Origin of the sequence: Actinomadura alba (assembly GCF_014323705.1) — a bacterium.
In the GTDB taxonomy this organism is placed as follows: Bacteria; Actinomycetota; Actinomycetes; order Streptosporangiales; family Streptosporangiaceae; genus Actinomadura_C; species Actinomadura_C alba.
In genome coordinates, this window is record NZ_JABVEC010000010.1 from 44928 (window position 1) to 66279 (window position 21352).

23 protein-coding genes are annotated in these 21352 nt (G+C 69.4%); 9 read left to right on the top strand and 14 right to left on the bottom strand.

From position 1 onward, the window contains the following. Positions 1–79 precede the first annotated feature (79 nt). A complete protein-coding gene (locus HKK74_RS15100; RefSeq protein ID WP_187243842.1) occupies positions 80–751 on the top strand; it encodes an SDR family NAD(P)-dependent oxidoreductase in 672 nt (223 codons plus the stop codon). A 3-nt stretch (positions 752–754) separates the two neighbouring features. Here the strand turns inward: HKK74_RS15100 and HKK74_RS15105 are convergent, their stop codons facing one another. Continuing rightward, positions 755–1249, bottom strand: coding sequence for an SMI1/KNR4 family protein (locus tag HKK74_RS15105; RefSeq protein WP_187243843.1), 495 nt, complete (start codon positions 1247–1249; stop codon positions 755–757). Between the two features lie 294 nt (positions 1250–1543). On the opposite strand from HKK74_RS15105, the gene HKK74_RS15110 reads away from it, so the two are divergent. Both HKK74_RS15110 and ssuE read left to right on the top strand, forming a co-directional pair. After that, positions 1544–2773, top strand: coding sequence for an SfnB family sulfur acquisition oxidoreductase (locus HKK74_RS15110; RefSeq protein WP_187243844.1), 1230 nt, complete (start codon positions 1544–1546; stop codon positions 2771–2773). Positions 2774–3010: 237 nt separating this feature from the next. Next, a complete protein-coding gene (ssuE, locus tag HKK74_RS15115; RefSeq protein WP_187243845.1) occupies positions 3011–3565 on the top strand; it encodes an NADPH-dependent FMN reductase in 555 nt (184 codons plus the stop codon). A gap of 37 nt (positions 3566–3602) precedes the next feature. On the opposite strand, the gene HKK74_RS15120 is transcribed toward ssuE, so the two are convergent. Both HKK74_RS15120 and HKK74_RS15125 read right to left on the bottom strand, forming a co-directional pair. Next, positions 3603–3896: a VOC family protein gene (locus HKK74_RS15120; RefSeq protein ID WP_187244001.1), complete on the bottom strand. Its 294-nt coding sequence runs from the start codon at positions 3894–3896 to the stop codon at positions 3603–3605. After that, positions 3824–4342: a YbaK/EbsC family protein gene (locus tag HKK74_RS15125; RefSeq protein ID WP_187243846.1), complete on the bottom strand. Its 519-nt coding sequence runs from the start codon at positions 4340–4342 to the stop codon at positions 3824–3826. The genes HKK74_RS15120 and HKK74_RS15125 overlap by 73 nt, the downstream gene beginning before the upstream one ends. Positions 4343–4722: 380 nt before the next feature. Here HKK74_RS15125 and corA point away from each other — a divergent pair, with 380 nt between their 5' ends. The 3 genes from corA (at position 4723) to HKK74_RS15140 (ending at position 9328) form a co-directional block, all read left to right on the top strand. Continuing rightward, the gene (gene corA / locus HKK74_RS15130; protein ID WP_187243847.1) at positions 4723–5865 is read left to right on the top strand and encodes a magnesium/cobalt transporter CorA; all 1143 of its coding nucleotides are present in this window, start codon (positions 4723–4725) and stop codon (positions 5863–5865) included. 574 nt (positions 5866–6439) lie between these two features. Further along, positions 6440–7204 (top strand): chaplin, encoded by a 765-nt coding sequence (locus tag HKK74_RS15135; RefSeq protein WP_187243848.1) that lies wholly within the window; start codon positions 6440–6442, stop codon positions 7202–7204. 240 nt (positions 7205–7444) lie between these two features. Then, a complete protein-coding gene (locus HKK74_RS15140) occupies positions 7445–9328 on the top strand; it encodes a CASTOR/POLLUX-related putative ion channel (RefSeq protein WP_222722286.1) in 1884 nt (627 codons plus the stop codon). A gap of 102 nt (positions 9329–9430) precedes the next feature. On the opposite strand, the gene HKK74_RS15145 is transcribed toward HKK74_RS15140, so the two are convergent. The 6 genes from HKK74_RS15145 to HKK74_RS15170 form a co-directional block, all read right to left on the bottom strand. Beyond that, entirely contained in the window at positions 9431–9802 is a 372-nt protein-coding gene (locus tag HKK74_RS15145; RefSeq protein WP_187243850.1) for a phage holin family protein, read from the bottom strand. A 193-nt stretch (positions 9803–9995) separates the two neighbouring features. Further along, complete coding sequence (locus tag HKK74_RS15150; RefSeq protein WP_187243851.1) at positions 9996–11387, bottom strand: flotillin family protein; 1392 nt, start codon at positions 11385–11387, stop codon at positions 9996–9998. Positions 11388–11422: 35 nt separating this feature from the next. Beyond that, positions 11423–11623 (bottom strand): NfeD C-terminal domain-containing protein, encoded by a 201-nt coding sequence (locus HKK74_RS15155; RefSeq protein WP_187243852.1) that lies wholly within the window; start codon positions 11621–11623, stop codon positions 11423–11425. Between the two features lie 162 nt (positions 11624–11785). Next, positions 11786–12457 (bottom strand): hypothetical protein, encoded by a 672-nt coding sequence (locus tag HKK74_RS15160; RefSeq protein ID WP_187243853.1) that lies wholly within the window; start codon positions 12455–12457, stop codon positions 11786–11788. Then, positions 12436–12621, bottom strand: a complete 186-nt coding sequence (locus HKK74_RS15165; protein ID WP_187243854.1) for a hypothetical protein — start codon at positions 12619–12621, stop codon at positions 12436–12438. Before HKK74_RS15165 ends, HKK74_RS15160 begins: the two co-directional genes overlap by 22 nt. A gap of 53 nt (positions 12622–12674) precedes the next feature. After that, entirely contained in the window at positions 12675–13343 is a 669-nt protein-coding gene (locus HKK74_RS15170; RefSeq protein WP_187243855.1) for a lysophospholipid acyltransferase family protein, read from the bottom strand. 198 nt (positions 13344–13541) lie between these two features. Here HKK74_RS15170 and HKK74_RS15175 point away from each other — a divergent pair, with 198 nt between their 5' ends. After that, entirely contained in the window at positions 13542–15176 is a 1635-nt protein-coding gene (locus HKK74_RS15175) for a CocE/NonD family hydrolase (RefSeq protein WP_187243856.1), read from the top strand. Here HKK74_RS15175 and HKK74_RS15180 read toward each other — a convergent pair. The 4 genes from HKK74_RS15180 to HKK74_RS15195 form a co-directional block, all read right to left on the bottom strand. Next, a complete protein-coding gene (locus tag HKK74_RS15180; protein ID WP_187243857.1) occupies positions 15144–16055 on the bottom strand; it encodes a 5-oxoprolinase subunit C family protein in 912 nt (303 codons plus the stop codon). The two genes, HKK74_RS15175 and HKK74_RS15180, sit on opposite strands and share 33 nt — an antisense overlap. Further along, positions 16052–16669 (bottom strand): 5-oxoprolinase subunit B family protein, encoded by a 618-nt coding sequence (locus tag HKK74_RS15185; protein ID WP_187243858.1) that lies wholly within the window; start codon positions 16667–16669, stop codon positions 16052–16054. The genes HKK74_RS15180 and HKK74_RS15185 overlap by 4 nt, the downstream gene beginning before the upstream one ends. After that, positions 16666–17415 (bottom strand): LamB/YcsF family protein, encoded by a 750-nt coding sequence (locus HKK74_RS15190; RefSeq protein ID WP_222722318.1) that lies wholly within the window; start codon positions 17413–17415, stop codon positions 16666–16668. Before HKK74_RS15190 ends, HKK74_RS15185 begins: the two co-directional genes overlap by 4 nt. Positions 17416–17495: 80 nt before the next feature. Beyond that, the gene (locus tag HKK74_RS15195; RefSeq protein ID WP_312881495.1) at positions 17496–18188 is read right to left on the bottom strand and encodes a GntR family transcriptional regulator; all 693 of its coding nucleotides are present in this window, start codon (positions 18186–18188) and stop codon (positions 17496–17498) included. Positions 18189–18470: 282 nt separating this feature from the next. Between HKK74_RS15195 and HKK74_RS15200 the strand changes: the two genes are divergently transcribed. Beyond that, the gene (locus HKK74_RS15200) at positions 18471–19172 is read left to right on the top strand and encodes an NUDIX hydrolase (protein ID WP_187243860.1); all 702 of its coding nucleotides are present in this window, start codon (positions 18471–18473) and stop codon (positions 19170–19172) included. Between the two features lie 42 nt (positions 19173–19214). Next, positions 19215–20294 (top strand): histidinol-phosphate transaminase, encoded by a 1080-nt coding sequence (gene hisC / locus HKK74_RS15205; protein WP_187243861.1) that lies wholly within the window; start codon positions 19215–19217, stop codon positions 20292–20294. Positions 20295–20342: 48 nt separating this feature from the next. Here the strand turns inward: hisC and HKK74_RS15210 are convergent, their stop codons facing one another. Next, positions 20343–21266, bottom strand: a complete 924-nt coding sequence (locus HKK74_RS15210; protein WP_187243862.1) for an EamA family transporter — start codon at positions 21264–21266, stop codon at positions 20343–20345. Between the last annotated feature and the right edge of the window lie 86 nt (positions 21267–21352).

Here is a 21352-nt window from a genome sequence, read left to right on the forward strand (position 1 = left end):
TCCCTCGGGTTGACCCTCACACTGATGTGAGGCCTTAACGTCTCCTTGTTCCTGGTCGAGCAGAACTGAGGAGACACAGATGTCCGGAGCGGTGATCATCGGTGCGGGTCCGGGGATCGGTCAGGCGGTCGCCCGGCGCTTCGCCCGGGAGGGCATGCCGATCGCTCTCATCGCGCGCAGCGACGAGACGTTGAAAGCCGCGGCCGAAGCCGTCACCCCCACCGGCGTACGGGTCCTCACCTTGGCGGCCGACAGCACCGACGAGCATGCGTTGCGCTCCGCCCTCGACGCGGCAGCCGGTGAACTCGGCCAGCCGGATGTCGTCGTGTACAACGCGGCGATCATTCAGGCCGACGCGCCGGGAGAGCTGTCAGTGAGCGCGCACCTGGACGCCTGGGCGGTCAACGTGGTCGGCGCGCTCACCGCCGCCGCTCACGTCGCGCCCGCCATGGCGCGGCGCGGCAGCGGAACGTTCCTCATCACCGGAGGCATGCCCGAGCCCAAGCCGCAGTACGTGAGCCTCTCACTGGGCAAGGCGGGAGTCCGAACCCTGGTGACATTGCTCGACCAGGCGTACGGGACCTCCGGTGTTCACGTCGCGAGTGTCACCGTGGCCGGCCCCGTCGCCGCGGGCACGGACTTCGACCCCGACGACATCGCCGAACACTACTGGCGGCTGCACACCCAACCGCGGCATCAATGGGAACGAGAGGCCCTCCACACCGGGCGGTCGGCGTTGACGGGCGAATAAGCCCTACTCGGGTGAGGCGGGAGCGAGTCCTTCGACGAATGACCGGAAGTCCGCCGCAAGGGCGACTTCCGTCTGAAGGTCCGCGTCGAACCAGGTGACCGACGGCTCGTGCCGCGGTCCGCCCCGTCGGTAGTCCAGCCCGATCCAATAGTGCCCATCGCCGGAGAGCAACACGACCGGCGAGGGCAGGCCCCACTCCTCGACCAGGTACGGAGTGTCGAGGAGAGAAAGCACGCCTTCGCCGTGGCCGATGCCGAGCAAGTGATCGAACGGGACCTCATCATCACTCCACGAAGTCCGCCTGCCGGTGGGGAAGGCGCACCATTCGTCTGCCACCCCACCGCCGTTCTGAGCTCGCAAGAGATCGAGTAGCGGAGAGGGAAGCGTCACTCCGAGCACGGCCTCGGCCTCCCGCACCGATTCGTCGGTCACAGGCGCCAAGGCGCCACGGGATTCGTCGTCCCAGAACGTCGCCTTCACGTCATCGAATCGCGGCACGTCAGCATGTTAGGACCATCCGGGCGGGTAGCCCGGCGACGGTGGTGAGACGCCGGTACGAAGCGTGCGCGGAGCGACCCGCGAGCCGTGATCGGGTGTCATGGCCACCCGGTCATCCCTACGTTTACAGTCGACTTTACGGTAGATTGCCGCGAGGTGTGATCGTTATCCGGTTCCTGTATGTCATGCGTCGCCCCACCGCCGGGTTCGTCGCCGCGTCCCCGGGCCGGTTCGCCGTTCATCGATGACCGTCCGGCCCGGACCCTGACGGGCGCGTACCTGGAGGTAGCCGACATGACAACGCCCGGTCTCGTGGGCACCGCACACGTGATCGCTGACGGCGCGGAAGCGATCGCGACCGCTCGGCGGCTGTCCGCGGAGTTCGCCGCGGGCGCCGCTGAGCGGGACGCGGACCGGGTGCTGCCCCGTGCGGAGCTCGATCGGCTCTCGGCCAGCGGCCTTCTCGGCATCACGGTGCCCGCGGAGCACGGGGGCGCCGACGTCTCCACCGAGGTTCTCGCCGAGGTGTTCCGGCTGCTCGCCGCCGGCGATCCCAACATCGCACAGATCCCGCAGAGCCACATCGTCTACGTCAACGTGCTGCGGCAGCAGGGCACGCCGGAGCAGCGGGAGTTCCTCTTCGCCGAAGTGCTCGCCGGCAAGCGCTTCGGCAACGCCCAGTCCGAGGCCGGCACCAAGCACGTTCAGGACTACCGGACCCGGCTGACGCCGGCCCCGGGCGGTGGTGACGGTGACGGTGCGGACGGCGGCTTCGTGCTCAGCGGGACCAAGCACTACAGCACAGGGGCGCTGTTCGCGCACTGGATCCCGGTGCTCGCGCGAGGTGTCGAGGACCGGCTCCACGTCGCGTACGTGCCGGCCGACGCGCCCGGGGTCGAGGTGGTCGACGACTGGGACGGCATGGGCCAGCGCGTCACCGCCAGCGGCACCGTGCATCTGAGCGATGTGCCGGTCCCGGCGTCACGTGTCGTGCCGCACCACCTGACCTTCACCGGCCCGCAGCTGCACGGCGCGATCGCCCAGTTGCTGCACGCCGCGATCGATGTGGGCATCGCCGGTGGCGCACTCGCCGAAGCGGTGGAGTTCGTACGGACCAAGAGCCGGCCCTGGTTCGAGAGCGGCTACGAGACCGCGGCCGAGGACCCACTGCTGATCCAGCGGTTCGGTGAGCTGGCGATCGAGCTGCGAGCCGCCGAGGCGCTGCTGGCGGAGGCCGGACGGCAGATCGATCTGGCCCGGAGCGACCTCACCGATGACACCGCCGCAGCGGCCTCCATCGCGGTCGCGACCGCGAAGGCGTACGCCGACCGTGTCGCGGTGGAGCTGTCCAGCGCGGTGTTCGAGGTCTCGGGCACCCGCTCCGCACTGAACCGGCTGAATCTGCACCGGCACTGGCGCAACGCGCGGACTCACACGCTGCACGATCCCGTGCGCTGGAAGGTGCAGCACATCGGCCGGTACGTGCTGAACGGCACCCATCCGCCGCGGCACGGGCTGCTGTGACGCGAGCCTTCCGCCGATCCTCGGTGCGGCCCGCCATCTGATCACGCGGGTGGGTATTTCCTAGTTAAACGGTAGGATTCATTGACATAGCGTGTGGTCACGTGTTTGTATCGGGGAGTGCTGGTCCAGCCCCTCCTCACCCGCCGCCGACATGTCGATCTCCTGCGGATCGCCGCCGACCTTTGCCCGCGCTGATGACTCGAGTCGGTCTTTTGTGCGTTGTGTGAAAGGTGCTCGATGGCAACGATTCTGGCGATCTCTGGCAGCCCGTCGACGGTCTCTCGTACCCGGGGAGTGCTTCAACACGTGGAGGCCCGCCTGCGCGACGACGGGCACACCGTGACGTCCGTGGCGGTCCGGGATCTACCGGCGGCGCCACTGCTCGCGGGCGACAAGACCGATCCCGCGATTCGCGCGGTGGTCGACGGCATCGCGGCCGTGGACGGTCTCGTCGTGGCGACGCCGATCTACAAGGCCGCCTACACGGGGCTGCTGAAGGCGTTGCTGGACCTGCTTCCGCAGTACGCCTTCGCGGAGAAGTCCGTGCTGCCGCTCGCCACCGGCGGGACCACCGCGCACGTTCTGGCGATCGACTACGCGCTGCGTCCGGTACTGACCTCGCTCGGAGCCGCCCACGTCGCTCAGGGGTACTTCGTGCTCGACCGGTTCCTGACGGCGGCGGACACCGGTGAGATCGTGATCGATCCGGCCGCCGCGACCGCCCTGTTCGACATCGTCGACCGTTTCTCGTGGTCGCTGCGCGCCGGCCGATCCCTCGATCCGGTCGGCTGAGCCGAGCCGAGCCCCGCGGAGCCGGCGACGGCCGGTGTCAATCCACGAGGGATCGATGCGGCCTGAGCGCGCAGAACTCGTTGCCCTCGGGATCGGCGAGGACGATCCAGCTCTTGTCCGTACCCTGCCCGACGTCGGCGGGACGGGCGCCGAGGGCGATGATGCGCTCGACCTCGGCGATCTGGTCGTCCGGGTCCAGGTCGATGTGCAACCGGTTCTTGGTCGGATCGGTCCGGCCCGCCAGAACGCCCGCCGGCCCTACTGGGCCAGCGCGATGACCTCCGCCTGCGGCAGATCGGCGAGGGCCTTGCCCGGCAGCAGGAGCTTCGATCGCCGCAGCCCGCTGCCGATCACGACGTACGCCTCATCAGCCACCGCGGTGTCGACCAGGACCGGCCAATCCTCGGGCAGGCCGATCGGCGTGATGCCGCCGTACTCCATGCCGCTCAAGGCCGTCGCCTGGTCCATCGGCGCGAACGAGGCCTTACGGGCACCGAGGTGGCGACGTACGATCCCGTTCACGTCGGCCCGCTGCGTGGCGAGCACCATGCAGGCCGCGTGGGCCACCTCGCCGCCGCGCTTCGCCGTGATGATGACGCAGTTGGCGCTGATCCCGAGCGGTACGGCATAGCGCTCGCAGAACGCGGCGGTATCGGCCAGTTCGGGGTCGATCTCCGCGACCTGCGCTTGCGTGTCCTCCCGTACGGCCCGGGCAACCGGGTCGGCGAGCAGGTCTTGCCTGCCCATCGCGGAGACCCAGTCGAGGCTGCCGATCATTCGCACCACCCATCATGGACGCACGGACGTCGTGTCAGATCCTATGACCGGCACGGCGGGCCGTGGTCCGGGGTCGGCGGTACCGAGCAGATCTTGTGCGGGTGCCCCACGTACGACGCGCTTCTCTTTGGATCGTCGTGGTTCCGCACTCAAGGGAACGCTCCATTATGGGTGCTAGTGTGCTAATAGCTCCGTATGGGATTCACTGCGACGCAGGACGAGGAGGTGAGGCTTGTCATGGACGGCCAACCTCCCAGTTGCCCCTGAAGGCCCGACGCCGTCCGGCCGCATGCGACCCGCTCCCGTGTGAGCGCACTATCGCCGGCCGCCGTGGGGCCACCGCATCCAGTGCTCGACCCGCCTCGCTCCGGAGATCTGTCATGTCCGATTGGCGTGCACGCGCGTTGCGACCCCTCAAGCGCGCCGCTTCGCGTCCCGGTGACCACCACGCCGTACGGCGCGCGGCCCCGGAACGGTCGATGGATCCCCGTGTGGGAAACGACCGGCCCGCTGAGAGCAGCGTGATCGACGCCGCCATCTATGTGGACGGCAGACCGGGGACCCTCGCGGACACCTACCGGTCCCTGCGCGACACCGAGAAGTCCATGGCCTGGATCGGGCTCTATCGCCCGACCGAGGACCAGCTGCTGTCGCTCGCCGAGGAGTTCGGGCTGCACGAACTGGCCGTCGAGGACGCCATCGTGGCCCATCAGCGGCCCAAGCTGGAACGCTATGGCGACACCCTCTTCGTGGTGCTGCGGGCCGCCCGCTATGTGGACGATCTCGAAGAGGTCGATTTCGGCGAGCTGCACGTCTTCGTGGGCAGCGACTTCGTCCTGACCGTCCGCCACAGTGAGGCTCCGAACCTGGCGGTGGTGCGGAGCCGGGTCGAGGAGGATCCGGAGCTGATCGCGAACGGGCCCGAGGCCGTGCTCTACGCGATCCTGGACGCCGTCGTCGACGGATACGCCCCCGTGGTGGCCGGGCTGCAGAACGACATCGACGAGATCGAGACAGAGGTGTTCGGCGGGGATCCGAAGGTGTCCCGGCGCATCTACGAACTGTCTCGCGAGGTCATCGAGTTCCAGCGGGCCACCCGCCCGCTGCTCGGGATGCTTGAGGCGCTCACCGCCGGCTTCGAGAAGTACGGCACCGACGAGGAGTTGCGGCGCTATCTGCGCGACGTCGAGGACCACGCGACGACCGTGGTCGAGCGCGTGGACGGGTTCCGCCAGATGCTGCAGGACATTCTCACCGTCAATGCGACGCTCGTGAGCCAGGCTCAGAATGAGGAGATGAAGCACCTCACCCGTGCCAACTATGCCCAGAATGAGGAGGTCAAAAAGATCTCCGCATGGGCGGCCATTCTGTTCGCGCCCACCCTGATCGGCACGATTTACGGCATGAACTTCACTGATATGCCGGAGTTGGACTGGATGCTGGGCTATCCCTTCGCGATCGCACTCATGGCCGTGGTCTGCACCAGCCTGTACTTGATCTTTAAGCGCCGTGACTGGCTCTGACCAGCGCTGACGGTGCCGACCGCACTGGGGGCTCAGACCGGTACTGAGGGATCAGGCCGGCACTGACGGCGTCTCGCGCACGCGCTCACCGCCCAAGCCGCGCCGCGCCACGCGCTTTTCCGGCTGAGCCCAGCGATCCGTGTATATCCCGGACATCGACCCAGCGGTCGCGATGACGTGGCTCGTCGTGAAATGGTCGCTGAACCGGGTGGTCGGGCGGGCCGCCCGTTGGTGCCAATGGGATCTCACGTAACCGCTCCCAGTTTCCGGGAAAGGTAAGTTTGAGGTCGAGTAAGTGTCGGCACTCCCATGATCCGTGGTCGGTGCCCTGGCGCGGTGATAGCTTGCGCAATGCCGAGGTGAGCAGGGGCGTTCATTGGCCCGTACAGACAGTTCCGGTAGATCTGACCAATCCCGCTTCGCAGCTTGCACGACACGCCGACGAGTGACGAGGAGTACTCGCTGCGACGGGTAGTGATAGACCAGTTATGACTCGGCTGAAATCATCGCTGTCCGCCACGTCCGAATGGGGCAGTGGCTCATCTCGGTCCAAAATCAAGAAACAGGAGAAGAAATGCGAAACTGGATGAAGAACGCTGGGCACGTTGCCCTCGTCGGGGCGGGATTCTTCGCCATCGGCTCTGGAATCGCCAGCGCCGACGTGAGCGACAACCACGACAGTCTTCTCAGCGGCAACCAGGTCGAGGCTCCCATCTCCGCGCCCATCAACGTGAGCGGGAACGCCCTCGGGCTGCTCGGGGGGAGCGCCAGTGCCCAGGGTGGCGGCCAGCGTCTCGTCGGGCTGGGCGGGAGCGAGCGGAGCGCCATGCTGAGCTCCAACCGCCACAGCGTGCTCAGCGGCAACCAGGTCAAGGCGCCCATCAGCGTCCCGGTCAACGTCTGCGGCAACGCGATCGCTGGGCTGAACAGCGCCGCCCAGGCGGCCTGTGGGTCGAGCACGCAGTCGAGCACGCAGTCGAGCACGCAGTCGAGCGCACCGGTACGGACGTGCGGCAGTGCCTCCATGACCTGGAGCGCCCCGAAGTGGACCTGCCACCACGTTCCCGCGACTCCGCCCCAGGCCCCGACTGCTCCGGAGGCTCCCGTCAGCGCCTGCCAGCCGGCCACCCCGGTGGTGAAGGCACCGTGCGAGGAAACCTCCTCGATCCGGACCCTTCCCGCCACGGGCCCGTTCAGCGTGACGAGCATGGCGGTGCCGTCCCGTAGGCACCACACGGCCGCGCAGGAGGTCACGACCTACGAGAAGCTGACCAACGTCCGTCAGGCCGCCGGGGCGGTCGTGGACGGTCAGACCATCGTCGCGCCGGGGTCGGAGTGAATCCGCTCGACTAGCGGTCGGCCATTACCGTGGCACGACTCGGGTGTTCGGAAAGTCGTCGTGCCATAAGTTGCGGGTGTCGAGCCAAAAGCCGGCTCGGCACCCGCATCGTTATGTCCGCGCTGAATTCCCTGAATTGAGTCGATCACCCTCGCCCGGTCACCCCATGCTGATAGTTTTTCAGCGTTTTGGTGGTGTTCCGCCATAATCTGGCGACGAACCGGGTGGGGAGAGGTTCGGTTGGCTCGGGTCAGCTGGCGGAATCGGGCACGTTATTGGTTCGACAACACGATGTCGAAGGGCACGCCGGCCCTGATCGGATGGCTGGCACTGGCCTCGGCGGTGCTCATCCTGGTCGTCGCCTCGCTGGTGACCGTACTGGCGCCAGGGGACGCGGACGAGAACGGCAACTGGCCGGGGGTGTTCTGGCGCAGCCTGCTGCGCACACTCGACCCGGGCACCATGGGCGGCGACACCGGGACGGCACCGTTCCTCGCGCTCATGCTGATGGCCACGGTGGGTGGCATCTTCATCGTCAGCGCCCTCATCGGTGTGCTGACCACGGGCTTGGAAGCAAAGATCACCGAGCTGAGGAAGGGCCGCTCGATGATCGTCGAGCGCGATCACACAGTGGTGCTCGGGTGGTCGGATCAGGTGTTCACCGTCGTGGCACAGCTGGCTGAGGCGAATCAGAGCCGGCGCCGGTCGTGCGTGGCGATTCTGGCCGACCACGACAAGGTCGACATGGAAGACGCGATCAAGACGCGGATGCCCGACGTCGGCAGCACCAGGGTCGTGTGCCGCAGGGGGAATCCGCTGAAGGTCGCCGATCTCGAGCTGATCAGCCTGGGAACCGCACGCTCGATCGTCGTGGTGGCCCCGCCCGTCGAGGACCCCGACACGCATGTCATCAAGGTGCTGCTCTCACTGGGTGCGCGCACCTGGGGGCAGCGGCGCCCGCACGTGGTGGCCCCGGTGTCGAAGACCGCGAACCTGCCCGCCGCCCGGCTGGCCGGCGGCCCCACGGCTCACGTGGTGGACGCCGACGACATCGCGATCCGGTTGATCGTGCAGTCTCACCGCCAGTCCGGGCTGTCGTCGGTCTTCACCGAGCTGCTGGACTTCGCGGGGAACGAGTTCTACCTCGTGTCGGAGCCGGCCGTGGTCGGCATGACGTACGGGGAGGCGCTCCTCACGTACGAGCTCGGCATCCCGGGAGGGCTGCGGCACGCGGACGGCAGGGTGTCGGTGAACCCGCCGCAGGACACCGTCGTAGAGCCCGGTGATCAGCTGATCGTCCTGGCGGAGGACGACCTGCTCATCCGCCTGGCCAGAGAGCGGCCACCGATCGTTCAAGAGGCGATCACCGCCGCCACACCGCGACCTCCGGCCCCCGGGCGCACGCTCATGATGGGCTGGAACAATCGCGCACCGAAGATCATCAGCCTGCTCGACAGCTTCGTGCAGCGGGGCTCGGTACTCGACGTCGCGGCGCTCTGCGACGACCCGCGGCCGGCGTTCGAGGAGCTACGGAACCTGACGAATCTGACGATCGGCTTCACCGCCTGCGACCCCACCGATCGCACCCGGCTGGAGGCTCTCGACGTGGGCTCGTACCAGAACGTCATCGCGCTCTCCGACGACTCCTTCGACCCGCAGCACGCCGACGCCCGTACCCTCGTCACCCTGCTCCACCTGCGCGACCTGGAGGAGCGCCTCGGGGACCCCTACTCGATCGTCAGCGAGATCAACGATGACGCCAACCGAGAGGTCGCCCAGGTCACGAAGGTCGACGACTTCGTGGTCAGCGCCAAACTGATCAGCCTGCTGCTGACCCAGCTCAGCGAGAGCCGGTACCTCTACGACGTCTTCGTCGACCTGCTCGACCCCTCGGGGTCGGAGCTCTATCTCAAGCCCGCCGGCGACTACCTGCGGCCGGGCACGCCCGCCAACTTCGCCACAGTGATCGAGAGCGCCAGAAGGCGCGGTGAGACTGCGTTGGGCTACCGGCGGGGCGCGTCGTTCCGCGAGCCCCCGTCGTACGGAATGGTGCTCAACCCGGACAAGGGGGCGGCGCTCACGCTGTCCGCAGAGGATCAGGTGATCGTGCTCGCCGAGGACTGAGTCAACGGGGTTCGGAGAACCGGCCGAGGAACTCGGCGTTGCCGAACATCCGCGCGGCGGCGGGTGCCCGGTGCCCGCCGTCCGGTGTACGGGTGTTCGCGATCAGTCGTCGTGGACGAGGAGGCTCAACAGCCAGCTCACGACGCCGACGACGATGGCACCCCAGAAGGCCGCCCAGAAACCGGTCACCTCGAACGGCAGCTCCAGCTGCTTGGCGACCCAACTGGTCAGCCAGAGCAGCAGGCCGTTCACCACGAGGGCGATCAGACCCAGCGTGAGGATGTAGAAGACGCAGCCGACCTTCTTGACGATCGGCTTGAGGAACGCGTTGACGAGACCGAAGATGACGGCGACCACGAGCAGCGTGCCGATGCGCTTGCTCGTCGTATCGGTGGTGATGTTGATGCCGGCCACCACTGCGGTCGCCACCCAGAGAGCGATCGCGGTGACGATCACGCGTATCAATGTCTTCACAGGACGATCCTCACACGACGCCGATCAGTCGGAACACACCAGGTGGTCACGGGCGGAGGTCCCGGCCGGACCGGCGACGCCGGCCGGGTCTCCCCGCAGTGGATACGGCGAATAAGTGCATGATCACGACGGAGAGATCCCGGCCGTGATCATGCACTTATTCGTGCACCGGCCACAAGGGAAGCTCGTGTCGTTATTCCTTGGTGGAGTCCGGTCCCGATTCCGGCACCGGGGTCTGTACGGGCACGACGACCGCGTTGGCCTTGCCGTTCTCCGTGGACGGGTTCGGGGACATGGTCGACAGCAGGTGGCGCGCGACGCCGAGACCGGTGCCGCCCAGGGTGAGCGCCTTGGCCAGCATGTCCTCGATGCCCTCCGCACCGTTCAGCACGACCATGTGGTCGACGTTGCCGAACGCCTTGGAGCCGGCTTCGACGATCTCGGCCCAGTTCTCCGCGAGCTGCTGTGCGATCACGGCCTCCTGGTTCTGGGCCAGTGCCTCCGCGCGTGCCTTGATCGCGTCGGCCTCGGCCAGACCCTTCGCCTTGATCGCCTCGGCCTCGGCGAGCCCCTTCGCACGCGCCGCCGACGCCTGCGCCTCACCGCTCACCCGGATCGCCTCGGCCTCGGCCTGTGCGCGCTTGATCTGAGCTTCGCGCGCGGCCTCGGCGAGCGTGACGGTTTCGTACGCCTTGGCGTCGGCCGGCTTGCGGATCGAGGCGAGCAGCTGCTTCTCCGCCCGCTCCGCCTCGAGCTCGGCCGCCCGGGTCTCCTGGATCACGACGTTCTGGCGGGCCTCGGCCTGGGCGAGCGGACCCGCCTGCTCCTGCCTGGAGGTGGCCGCGTCGACCTCGGCCTGGGCCGCCCTCTGCTTGATCGCGCTGTCCCGGATCGCGGCGGCGTTCAGGGCGGCGGCCTCCTGCTCGCGCTGGGTCGCCTCCTGGTTGCGCTCCGCCTCGGCGATACGGGCGCTGGACGCTATCTTCGCGGCGTGCGGGCGCCCCAGGTTGGTGATGTAGCCGGTCGAGTCGTCGATCTCCTGGATCTGCAGTGAGTCGACGATCAGTCCGAGCTTGCTCATTTCGTCGGCGGCCGATCCGCGCGCCTCGCTGGTGAGGCGCTCGCGGTTCAGGATGAGGTCCTCGACGGTCAGGTTGCCGATGATCGACCGGAGATGACCGGTGAACAGCTCGTGGATGGCCCCGTCCATCGACTTCTGCTGCTCCAGGAACCGCCGTGCCGCGTTGGCGATGGAGACGGTGTCGTCGCCGACCTTGTAGATCACCACACCGCGCACGTGTACGGGGATGCCCTGCTGAGTGACGCAGGAGACCTCGAGATTTGCGGCGCGGCTGTCCAGGCGGAGCCTGCGCGAGCTCTGAAAGCCCGGGAGCACCAAGGTGCCCTTACCGCTGACGATCTTGAAGCCGAGGCTGTCGGCGGTCTCGATGTTCTTGGAGCGAGCGCCCAGCCCCGAGATGATCAGAGCCTCGTTCGGCTCGGCCACCCGCCAGACCAGCTTGAAGATGATGATGAGCGCGATGAGCCCAACGGCACAGATCGCTGCGATCACGACAACCGGCATCGCTCCTCCTGTATGGGGTTATGTTCCGCACGTCGTCAAATAGACGTTGGAGCGACGTAAACGGTTCGCGGTGGGTGATATTCGATGACCACGATGATCGAGCCCACGATGATCTCGTCTCGCGGATCGACCGAATGGGCGTAGAACGCCTCGACGCCGCCCCGGATCGGGATCATTACCTCACCGACCAGGCCGGGACCGATCTTTCCGGTCACCCTGCCCTGTTTCCCGACCACAGCGTCTCCCGCATTCTGTTTTCGCACCGCCCACGGCCGCCCTCGACGCGATGCTCATCTCATCGCCCTCGGTCGCTCGCCCACGCGCCCCGGCCCGGCCCCGCCGCCTTACCTGCGTATTGGGCACGCTATCTGTAACAGAACATTCCGCGCGACCGTGAGCTACGGGAGAATGCGTTCAGCCTGCAGGTGGGCCTGGCGGGCGATCTGTTCGGCCTCGGCGCGGGTGACGTTCGGTCCGTACAAGGTGATGGTGGCGAGGTACCCGCGGGCCTTCAGCACGACGTACCACGTCTTGACGTGGGAGGTTCCGCTGGTGGTGGCCACGCCGACGGTCCGCGAGCCTTCCCCGAGCCGGCCCCGGGCCTCCACCACCCGGTGCGTCGACCACTGGTCGCCGACGTGGGCCCGGAAGTTGCGGCAGGACGGCGGCACCCTGATCCGCACCTGGCGATCCGCCGTCTCGGCCGAGACGCGGATCAGCGTCTCGGTGACATTCTGACCGTTGTTCTTGGCGAACGTGGTGATCGCCGCCGGGGTGGCCTGCTGGGTCGTGTCGAAGTTCTGGGTCGTGTTCGCGCACTGGGGCTTGTCCAGCCGCACCTGGCCCTGCAACCGGTTGAAGTTCTGGATCGCATCGAGCGCGCCGTACTCGCCGGAGTCGGGTTCGCCCGCGCGTTGATAGCCGGGCAGTTCGGTGAGAAGCGCCTGCTGGAGCTGGTCGGAGGTGTAGCCGGTGCCCGGTGGAGGGTGGGCCGCGGTCTCTCCGGAGGGCGGGGTGTCCCCGCCACCGCATGCCGCCGCGCCCACGCTCACGGCCAGGACGGCGGCCACGACCCCGAGGCGACCCGGCCGGAAACGAACCGGCCGATGGCGGTCAGGCTGAGGACGAGCCTGCTGGGAGCGGCCAGGCTGGGTGAGATCAGGCTGGGTGAGATCAGGCTGGGTGAGATCCGGCTGGAGGGGACACCGCATGGCGCGACCCTACGTGGATCCATGATCACCCCACCGATGCGACACGCACCCGCCCGAAGCCCATGGCCCGGAGCCGTCAGCGGCCTGCCGCACGCTCGTTGTAGACGCCGGCGTACTCCTGGCCGGAGAGCTTCTGGATCATGGTGACGATCTCGTCGGTGATCTCGCGTCGGGCCTTCGCCGGCGACACGTCCTGATACTGGGAGAAGTCCATGACGGGCCCGATCCGCACGGTCGCGCGGACGCCGATCCGCGGCCACTTGGCGCCGACCGGCTGGATCCGCTCAGTGCCCTCGAGGCCGATCGGCAGAACACGGGCGCCGGACGCCAGCGCCAGCCAGCCCACGCCGGTGCGACCCCGATAGAGGCGGCCGTCCTCGGAGCGGGTGCCCTCGGGGTAGATCGCGAAGGCGCCGCCGGCTTCGAGGATCTCGACCGCCTGCTCGAGCGCGCCCAAGGCGGCCCGCTGCGCCCCGCGCTTGACCGCGACATGGCCGAGGGAGCTGAGGAACCAGCGTACGAACCGGCCCTTGATCCCCTTGCCCTCGAAGTAGGACGCCTTGGCGATGAAGGTCACCGGCCGCGGGATGGCCAGCGGAATGATGAAGCTGTCGATGAACGACAGGTGGTTGCTGGCGACGATCAGCGACCCGTGGGCCGGGACGTTCTCGGCTCCCTCCACACGGGATCGGAACAGCAGCCGCAGGATGGGGCCCACCACTCGGCGCAGGAACGTCTCGAACACACAGCCTCCAGGATCCGCATGGTCACCCTAAGGGCGACTCACGAGTAGGTGATAAGCCTGGCGGCTACTTCCGGAGCGTGACGGCACAGGGTGTGTTTTTGGTCAAAATCGGACTATCATCATCAAACGGTGGCAAAACACCGGCTACGGAGGATCTGCCCCACGGACGGCCCCGCCGCACGCGAGCGAGGAGGAACGATGGCCCTGACCGATCGGCTGCCCACCCTGCCGTTCCGGCTCCCACGAGCCCGGGGTCTGATCTCCGTGGAACGTGACATCCCCGTGCCGATGGCCGACGGGGTCACGCTGCTCGTCGACCGCTACACGCCCGCCGGCGGCGAGCGCGCACCGGCGGTCCTCGTCCGTACCCCCTACGGGCGGCGCGGGGTCGCCGGACTGATCAACGGGATTCCCTTCGCCTACTGCGGTTACCAGGTCGTGGTGCAGAGCGCCCGCGGCACCTTCGGCTCCGGCGGGGAGTTCGATCCGCTGGCGGAGTACGACGACGGCCTGGCCACCGTCGACTGGCTCAAGCGGCAGCCGTGGTTCAGCGGCTCCTTCGCGACGTACGGCGCCAGTTACCTCGGCTACTCCGCGTGGGCGATGGCGGCCGCGGCCGGTCCCGAGCTCAAGGCGATGGCCACGTCGGTGTCGGCCTCCCAGTTCCGCGAGGCGGCGTACATCGGCGGGGCCTTCGCCCTCGAGTCGACCCTCAGCTGGATCGACATCACGGCCCGCTCCGAGCAGCCGTTCGGCCTGCTCTCGGCCGGGCTGATGTCACGCCGCCGGGCCGGCCGCGCGGCCCGGTCGGGCCGGCCGCTCGCCGAGCTCGACGCGCTGACCACCGGCACCGAGGTCCCCTTCTTCCAGAACCTGCTGACCAGCCACGAGCCGGACGCGTCCTTCTGGGACAAGCGGGACTTCAGTCATACGGTGCGCGACGTCACCGCCCCCGCCAGCATGGTGGGCGGCTGGTACGACACCTTCCTGCCCTGGCAGCTCAAGGACTACGAGGCACTGCGCAAGGCCGGCCGCCGGCCGTACCTCACCATCGGCCCGTGGTGGCACTCCGACGCGCGCCACGTCATGGTCTCGATCCGGGAGTCCATCGGCTTCTTCCAGGCCCACCTGCGCGGTGACTTCTCCAGGATCCGGGCGAACCCGGTACGCGTGTTCGTCACCGGCGCCGGAGAGTGGCGCGAGTATCAGGACTGGCCGGTGCCCGCCATGCGCCCGCAGCGCTGGTTCCTGCAGCCCGGCCACGGGCTCGGCGAGAGCGGCCCGGTCGAGTCGACGCCGGACACCTACCGGTACGACCCGGCGAACGCCACGCCCTCGCTCAGCGGGCCCACCCTCATGGGCAGCGCCAAGCCGGCCGACCACCGCTCGCTGGAACGCCGCCCGGACGTGCTGGTCTACTCCAGCCCGGTGCTGCGCTCGGATCTGGAGATCATCGGGCCGGTGACCGCGGATCTGTTCGTACGGTCCGACCGTGAGCACACCGACTTCGTGGTCCGGCTCTGCGACGTCTCCCCGGACGGCGCCTCGCACAACGTCTGCGAGGGCGGCCTGCGGCTGCGGCCCGCCGAGCCCGCGGCCGACCGCGACGGCGTACGCAGGATCCACGTGGATCTCTGGCCGGCCGGGCATCGCTTCAAGCGCGGCCACCGGGTCCGGGTCCACGTGGCCAGCGGCGCCTATCCCAAGGTGGCGAGCAACCCGGGTACGGGGGAGCCGCTGGGCACGGCGGCCGTCATGGTGACCGCGGACCAGGAGGTCTTCCACGACCCCGACCGCCCCTCATCGATCACGCTCCCCGTGGTTCCCGCCTGACCCGTCCCTCGCCGCGTCGTGGTCCGGCGGGTGGATCGGGATGAAGCGGACCCGGGCGCCGGGGCGGGCCTGCGCCGCGGCGGCGAGGTCGGCGACGGGCACGACGCCGATGACGGGATACCCGCCGGTGGTCGGATGGTCGGCCAGGAACACCAGCGGGCACCCGTTCGGCGGCACCTGTACACCGCCGAGCACCATGCCCTCGCTCGGCAGTTCCCGGTGGACGGCGCGCTCCAGGGCGGTGCCCTCGGTGCGCAGCGCGATCCGGTTGCTGGCGGCGGCCACCTGGAAGCGGGCCGTGGCCAGGACCTCCAGCGCGGTGTCGGTGAACCAGTCGTGGCGCGGGCCGAGGACCAGCCGCAGCACGAGGTCGCGGGCGGGCGCCGACACCGGGACGACGTCGACCGCCGCGGGCGGGCCCGCGGCACCGCCGAGCGGGAGCCGGTCGCCGTCGGAGAGACGAGGCGGGCCCAGGCCGGAGAGCAGGTCGGTGGAGCGGCTGCCGAGCACGGGCGGGGCGTCCACCCCGCCGGAGAAGGCGACGTAGCTGCGCAGCCCGTGGGCGGCGGTTCCCACGTCGAGCACCGCGCCCGCGGGCACGTGGACCGGGGCGCCCCAGGCGACCGGGCGGTCGCCGACCCGTACCGGTGCGGTGGCCCCGGTCACGGCGACGGTCGCGGGCGCGTCCAGCCGCACCGCCGTACCGGTGAGCGTCGTCTCCAGGGTGGCCGCCGACTCGGGGTTGCCGACGAGCCGGTTGGCGAGCCGGTGCGCCGGCTCGTCGAGCGCGCCCGAGCGCGGCACGCCGAGGTGGGCGACCCCATGCCGGCCGAGGTCCTGGACGGTGGTCAGCGCACCCGCCCGGACGACCTCGATCATTGGTCCACCGGCACGAAGCGCACCCGCGTGCCGGGCGTGAACAGCGCGGCCGGCTCGCGCTCCGGATCCCACAGCACCAGATCGGTACGGCCGATGAGCCGCCAGCCGCCCGGGGACGAGCGCGGGTAGACGCCGGTGTACCGCCCGGCCAGCCCGACCGACCCGGCGGGGACGGCGGAACGCGGCGTGGCGAGGCGCGGCATGGCATAGCGCTCGTCGAGCCCGGTCAGGTAACCGAAGCCGGGGGCGAATCCGCAGAAGGCCACCCGGAACTCCACGGAGGCGTGGATCCGGGCCACCTCGTCGACCGGCACCTCCCAGTGCGCCGCGACGTCCGCGAGATCGGCGCCGTCATACCGGGTGGGCACCTCGATGAGGTCGCCGGCGTCGGCCGGCTGCTCGGGGACGTCCCAGCTCGGCAGCTCACGCGCGAGATCGCCCGGGTCGTCCAGCCCGTCCAGCAGTACGGTGCGGGCGGCCGGGACGACCTCGCCGACGGGCGGCAGCGAGCCGGCGGCGCGGCGGCGGGTGATCTCGGCGTGCAGGGCCTGCACCTCGCCGTCGGAGTCGAGCTCGACCAGCAGCGCGTTCGTGCCCACTCGCAGTACTTTCACGTGAAGGGCTCCACGGCGGTACCGGCCTCGGACAGCGCCGCGTGGATCCGGCGGGCGAGGCGCGCGGCGGACGGCGTGTCGCCGTGGACGCACAGCGACCGTGCCTCGACGGGCACGAGCTCTCCGGTGATGGCGATCACCTGGCGCTCACGCGCCATGCGGACCGAGCGGGTCACGACCTCGTCCTCGTCGTGGAGGACGGCCCCCGGTTCGCGCCGCGACACCAGCGTCCCGGCGGCCGTGTATGCGCGGTCGGCGAAGGCCTCGGTGACCGTGGGCGTCCCTGCGGCCTCGGCGGCACGGTGCAGCGCCGAGCCGGGCAGGCCCAGGACCGGCAGTGACGGGTCGGCCCGCCGGATGCCCTCGATCACGGCGGCGGCCTGGCCCTCGTCGGCCACCACGCGGTTGTACAGGGCTCCGTGCGGCTTGACGTAGGTCACCCGGGAGCCGGCGGCGCGGGCGAAGACCTCGAGCGCGCCGATCTGGTACGTCACCTCGTCGGCGAGTTCCTCGGGCGGCATGTCGATCGCGCGGCGGCCGAAGCCGGCCAGGTCGCGATAGGAGACCTGCGCGCCGATGCGCACTCCGCGCTCGGCCGCGCGTGCGCAGACCCTGCGCATGATCGATGGATCACCGGCGTGGAAGCCGCACGCGACGTTGGCGCTCGTGACGATGTCGAGCAGGGCCTCGTCGTCGGTGAGGGTCCACCGGCCGAAGCCCTCGCCGAGATCGGCGTTGAGGTCCATCACGGCCTGCCCGGATCCGCGGCCGCTCGGGGCCGGGCGGCCACGGTCGTCCGGCCGCTCGTTCAGGCGATCATTCGCCTTCATCTCGGACCTCCCGCATCTCGGACCTCCCGCATCCGGTCGGTGATCTGGGCCTCCGCGTTGTCAAGGTAGTCGGTGAGCTCCCGCTCAGCGGCCGGCAGGTCTCCCGCCGCGAGCAGGTCGGCGATGACCCGGTTGCGCCGCAGGTACGGTCCGTGGAACTCGCGCGGCGACGGCATCACATGGAACGCCGGCCGCAGCTCGGCCAGCAACCGGCGCATGAACTCGTCGATCCGGTCGCTGCCGGCCAGCCGGGCCAGTGCCCGGTGGAAGTTCAGGTCCGCGGTGGCGACCGCGGACCACTCCTCCCGCGCGGCGGCCCGCTCGCCCTGCGCCACCGCTTCGTGCACGGCCGCGAGCAGCCTCGGCTCGGCGGCCGCCGCGTTGCGCAGCCCGGCCGCCTCGAGCGCCAGGCGCGCCTTGTAGGCGTCGGTCACGTCGCGCACGGTCAGTTCGCGCACCGCCACTCCGCGGTTCATCTCGTACGTGAGCAGGCGCTCCTGGATGAGCAGCCGGAACGCCTCACGCAGCGTGTTGCGGGAGATGCCGAGGATGGTCGCGATCGACGCCTCGGACAGCCTCGTGCCCGGGGCGAGGGTGCCTTCGGCGATGTGCGTGCGAAGCACGTCGGCGACCCGGTCGGCGGTGCTGGTGCGGGCGAGGAGGTGCCGATCCGCGGTCAGGCCCTCCACGGCGCTCGGGGTGGGTCCTGGCAGGGCGGTATCTCCTTTCGGGCCGGGCTGACACGTCGCATCCTTGTGGGATTGTTGAACAATACTTCAGCCTCTCGATCAACTTCCCGCCGAGGCGCAGCCGACCGCCGGAGTGCCCCAGGTGACCGCGGGCGACCTCACCGGCGACCACTGGCTCGCCACCTTCGCCGTCATGGTCCTGGACGCCGCCGATCCATCGCGAAGCCGATCGCGGAAGGGATCTGGGGGTACAACGCGTCGCGGCGCACTAACGTTTTGAATATGACCGTTCCCCGGGTCGCCGTCACCGTCGATCTCGTCGTCCTCACCGTGCGCGAACAGCGCCTGTGCGCGCTGACGTGGCGGCGTGATCGTCCGCCGTTCGACGGCTGCTGGTCGTTGCCGGGCGGATTCATCCAGCTCGACGAGGACCTGCCCGGGGCGGCGACCCGGCTGATGGCCGAGCGCGCCGGGCTCGCCGACGTACGGATTCATCTCGAGCAACTCGCGACGTACGGCTATCCGGACCGCGACCCGCGCCAGCGGGTGGTGAGCGTCGCCTACCTCGGCCTGGCGCCCGATCTGCCCGCCTCGAGTCGGGCCCAGGTGCTGTGGATCGCCGTTGACGATCTCGCGCAGCGCGACCGCGCTGCCTTCGACCACCGCCGGATCCTGTTCGACGGGGTCGAGCGCGCCCGCGCCAAGCTGGAGTACACGTCGCTGGCCGCGGCCTTCTGCCCGCAGGAGTTCACCGTGGCGGAGCTGCGCCGGGTGTACGAGATCGTCTGGGGCACCCCACTCGACCCGCGCAACTTCCACCGGAAGGTGACCGGCGCCGACCGGTTCCTGATCCCCACCGGCCGTAGGACAACGCGCGACGGAGGCCGCCCGGCACAGCTCTACGCGCGCGGCGACGCCGAGCAGCTCCGCCCCCCCATGCTCCGGCCCAGGACCTGTCTCCCCGAACGGACCGGCACTCCGTAAAGTGGGGGCTGACCCACGTCATGCTCCCTGGGAGGAACAAGGGTGTCCGAGGAAGTCAGCCCCCGTTTCCGTACCGTGCTGGAGCGGATCGTCGCGTACAAGCCCGGCCGGATGGTCGTATCGCCGGGTGGCAGGTCGTTCAAGCTGTCGTCCAACGAGTCGCCGTACGGCCCGCTGCCCTCGGTGGTCGAGGCGATCGCCGAGGCGGCCCTGCAGGTGAACCGCTATCCCGACAACGGCTGCACGGAACTGATCGCCGCCCTGTCCGCCAGGTACGGCGTGCCCGCCGACCACATCGCCGTCGGGTGCGGCTCGGTGGGCGTGGCACAGATGCTGCTCGAGGCGGTGGGCGAGCCGGGCGCCGAGATCCTGTACGCGTGGCGGTCGTTCGAGGCGTACCCGCTGCTCGTCGACCTGGTCGGCGCCACCTCGGTGCAGGTGCCGCTCGTGGATGAGAAGCACGATCTGTCCGCGATGGCCGAGGCCATCACCGAGCGGACCCGCCTGATCTTCGTCTGCAACCCCAACAACCCCACCGGCACGGTGGTCCGGAAGGCCGAGTTCGAGGCGTTCCTCGACCAGGTGCCGGGGGACTGCCTGGTGGTGCTCGACGAGGCCTACCGCGAGTACCTGCGCGACGACGAGACCGTCGACGGGCTGGACCACTACGGCGACCGGCCCAACCTGGCGATCCTGCGCACCTTCTCCAAGGCGTACGGCTTGGCCGGGCTCCGGACCGGTTACCTGATCGCCCACCCGGCGGTCGCCGAGGCGGCCCGCAAGACGTTCCTGCCGTTCAGCGTCAACAGCATCGCGCAGGCCGCCGCCATAGCCTCGCTGCGCGCCGAGGGCGAGCTGCTGGAGCGGGTCGAGGCCACGGTCAAGGAACGCGACCGGGTGCGGGCCGCGCTGCTGACCCAGGGCTGGACGGTGCCGCCCACCGAGGCCAACTTCGTCTGGCTCCGGCTCGGTGACGACACCCTTGACTTCGCGGCCGCGTGCGAGGAGGCCGGGGTCAGCGTCCGTCCATTCGCGGGCGAGGGGTCCCGGGTCTCGATCGGCTCACCCGAGGACAACGACGCCTTCCTGACCGTCGCTGAGGCCTATCCGCGCCGGCACTGACCACGCCGGGTCACTTCGGCGGGCTCGCGCACGGGCCCGCCTAGGTCGTCATTTCGTGGCGGGTTCGGGTTCGGGCGCGGCGACCGGTGCGGGCCTCTTCGCCCGGCGCTCGGTCGAGACGACCATGCCGACCCCGGCGATGATCACCGCGCCGCCGGCGAGGATTGGCCAGGTGACCTGCTCGCTGAGCACGATGGCACCGAGTAGCACGGCCACGGCCGGATTGACGTAGGCGTACGTGCCGACGAGTGAGATCGGCGCGTTGTCCAGCAGCCACACGTACGAGGTGAAGGCCAGCAGCGAGCCGAAGGTGATGAGATAGGCCAGCGCCACCCAGGACCGGGTGGAGACCTGCCCGAGGTCGAAGCTCTCACCCCGGGTCGCGCTGAGCACGGTCAGGGCGAGCCCGCCCGCGGCCATCTCGTAGACGCTCGCGACGAAGGTGTTGCCGGGCATGGGCAGCCGGCTCGAGAGGAACGAGCCGATCGACCACGACAGCGCTGCCACCAGGATGATGACGACGCCGACGACGCTCCCGGAGCCGCCCTCGCGCAGCAGCGAGAGCAGCGCCACCCCGGTGAAACCGATGACCACGCCCGCGACGGTCTTGACCGGCGGCCGGTCGCCGCTGCCCGCTCGGAAGATGACCAGCCACAGCGGTACGGACGAGACCAGCAGCGCCGCCATCCCCGTCGAGATGTGCTGCTCGGCGATCGACACCATGCCGTTCCCGAAGGTCAGCAGCAGCAGCCCGACCAGAGCGGCCGAGCCGAGCCGGCGGGGCGAGACCCGCAGTACTCCCGGCCCGTACCGGATCATCAGCGCGATGCCGAGCAGCACGGCCGCCGCGATGAACCGGATGGCACCGCCGAGCAGCGGAGGGATGGTCTCGATGACGATCCCGATGCCGAGGTAGGTCGACCCCCACACGATGTAGACCACGATCAGAGCGGCCCACGCGACGGAACTCATGTTTCGGGTGGTGTCAGGAGCCGATGACGTCATGGCTCATTACCCTAGGGGATGACCACGACAGTTCCCCAGCGGGTTTCGGCCCG

Excerpts from the sequence above, each read along its gene's own strand:
- HKK74_RS15100 (WP_187243842.1), top strand. The coding sequence starts at position 80 with ATGTCCGGAGCGGTGATCATCGGTGCGGGTCCGGGGATCGGTCAGGCG.
- HKK74_RS15110 (WP_187243844.1), top strand. The coding sequence starts at position 1,544 with ATGACAACGCCCGGTCTCGTGGGCACCGCACACGTGATCGCTGACGGC.
- ssuE (WP_187243845.1), top strand. The coding sequence starts at position 3,011 with ATGGCAACGATTCTGGCGATCTCTGGCAGCCCGTCGACGGTCTCTCGT.
- HKK74_RS15125 (WP_187243846.1), bottom strand. The coding sequence starts at position 4,342 with ATGATCGGCAGCCTCGACTGGGTCTCCGCGATGGGCAGGCAAGACCTG.
- corA (WP_187243847.1), top strand. The coding sequence starts at position 4,723 with ATGTCCGATTGGCGTGCACGCGCGTTGCGACCCCTCAAGCGCGCCGCT.
- HKK74_RS15135 (WP_187243848.1), top strand. The coding sequence starts at position 6,440 with ATGCGAAACTGGATGAAGAACGCTGGGCACGTTGCCCTCGTCGGGGCG.
- HKK74_RS15150 (WP_187243851.1), bottom strand. The coding sequence starts at position 11,387 with ATGCCGGTTGTCGTGATCGCAGCGATCTGTGCCGTTGGGCTCATCGCG.
- HKK74_RS15165 (WP_187243854.1), bottom strand. The coding sequence starts at position 12,621 with ATGGATCCACGTAGGGTCGCGCCATGCGGTGTCCCCTCCAGCCGGATC.
- HKK74_RS15175 (WP_187243856.1), top strand. The coding sequence starts at position 13,542 with ATGGCCCTGACCGATCGGCTGCCCACCCTGCCGTTCCGGCTCCCACGA.
- HKK74_RS15180 (WP_187243857.1), bottom strand. The coding sequence starts at position 16,055 with ATGATCGAGGTCGTCCGGGCGGGTGCGCTGACCACCGTCCAGGACCTC.
- HKK74_RS15190 (WP_222722318.1), bottom strand. The coding sequence starts at position 17,415 with ATGGACCTCAACGCCGATCTCGGCGAGGGCTTCGGCCGGTGGACCCTC.
- HKK74_RS15200 (WP_187243860.1), top strand. The coding sequence starts at position 18,471 with ATGACCGTTCCCCGGGTCGCCGTCACCGTCGATCTCGTCGTCCTCACC.
- HKK74_RS15210 (WP_187243862.1), bottom strand. The coding sequence starts at position 21,266 with ATGAGTTCCGTCGCGTGGGCCGCTCTGATCGTGGTCTACATCGTGTGG.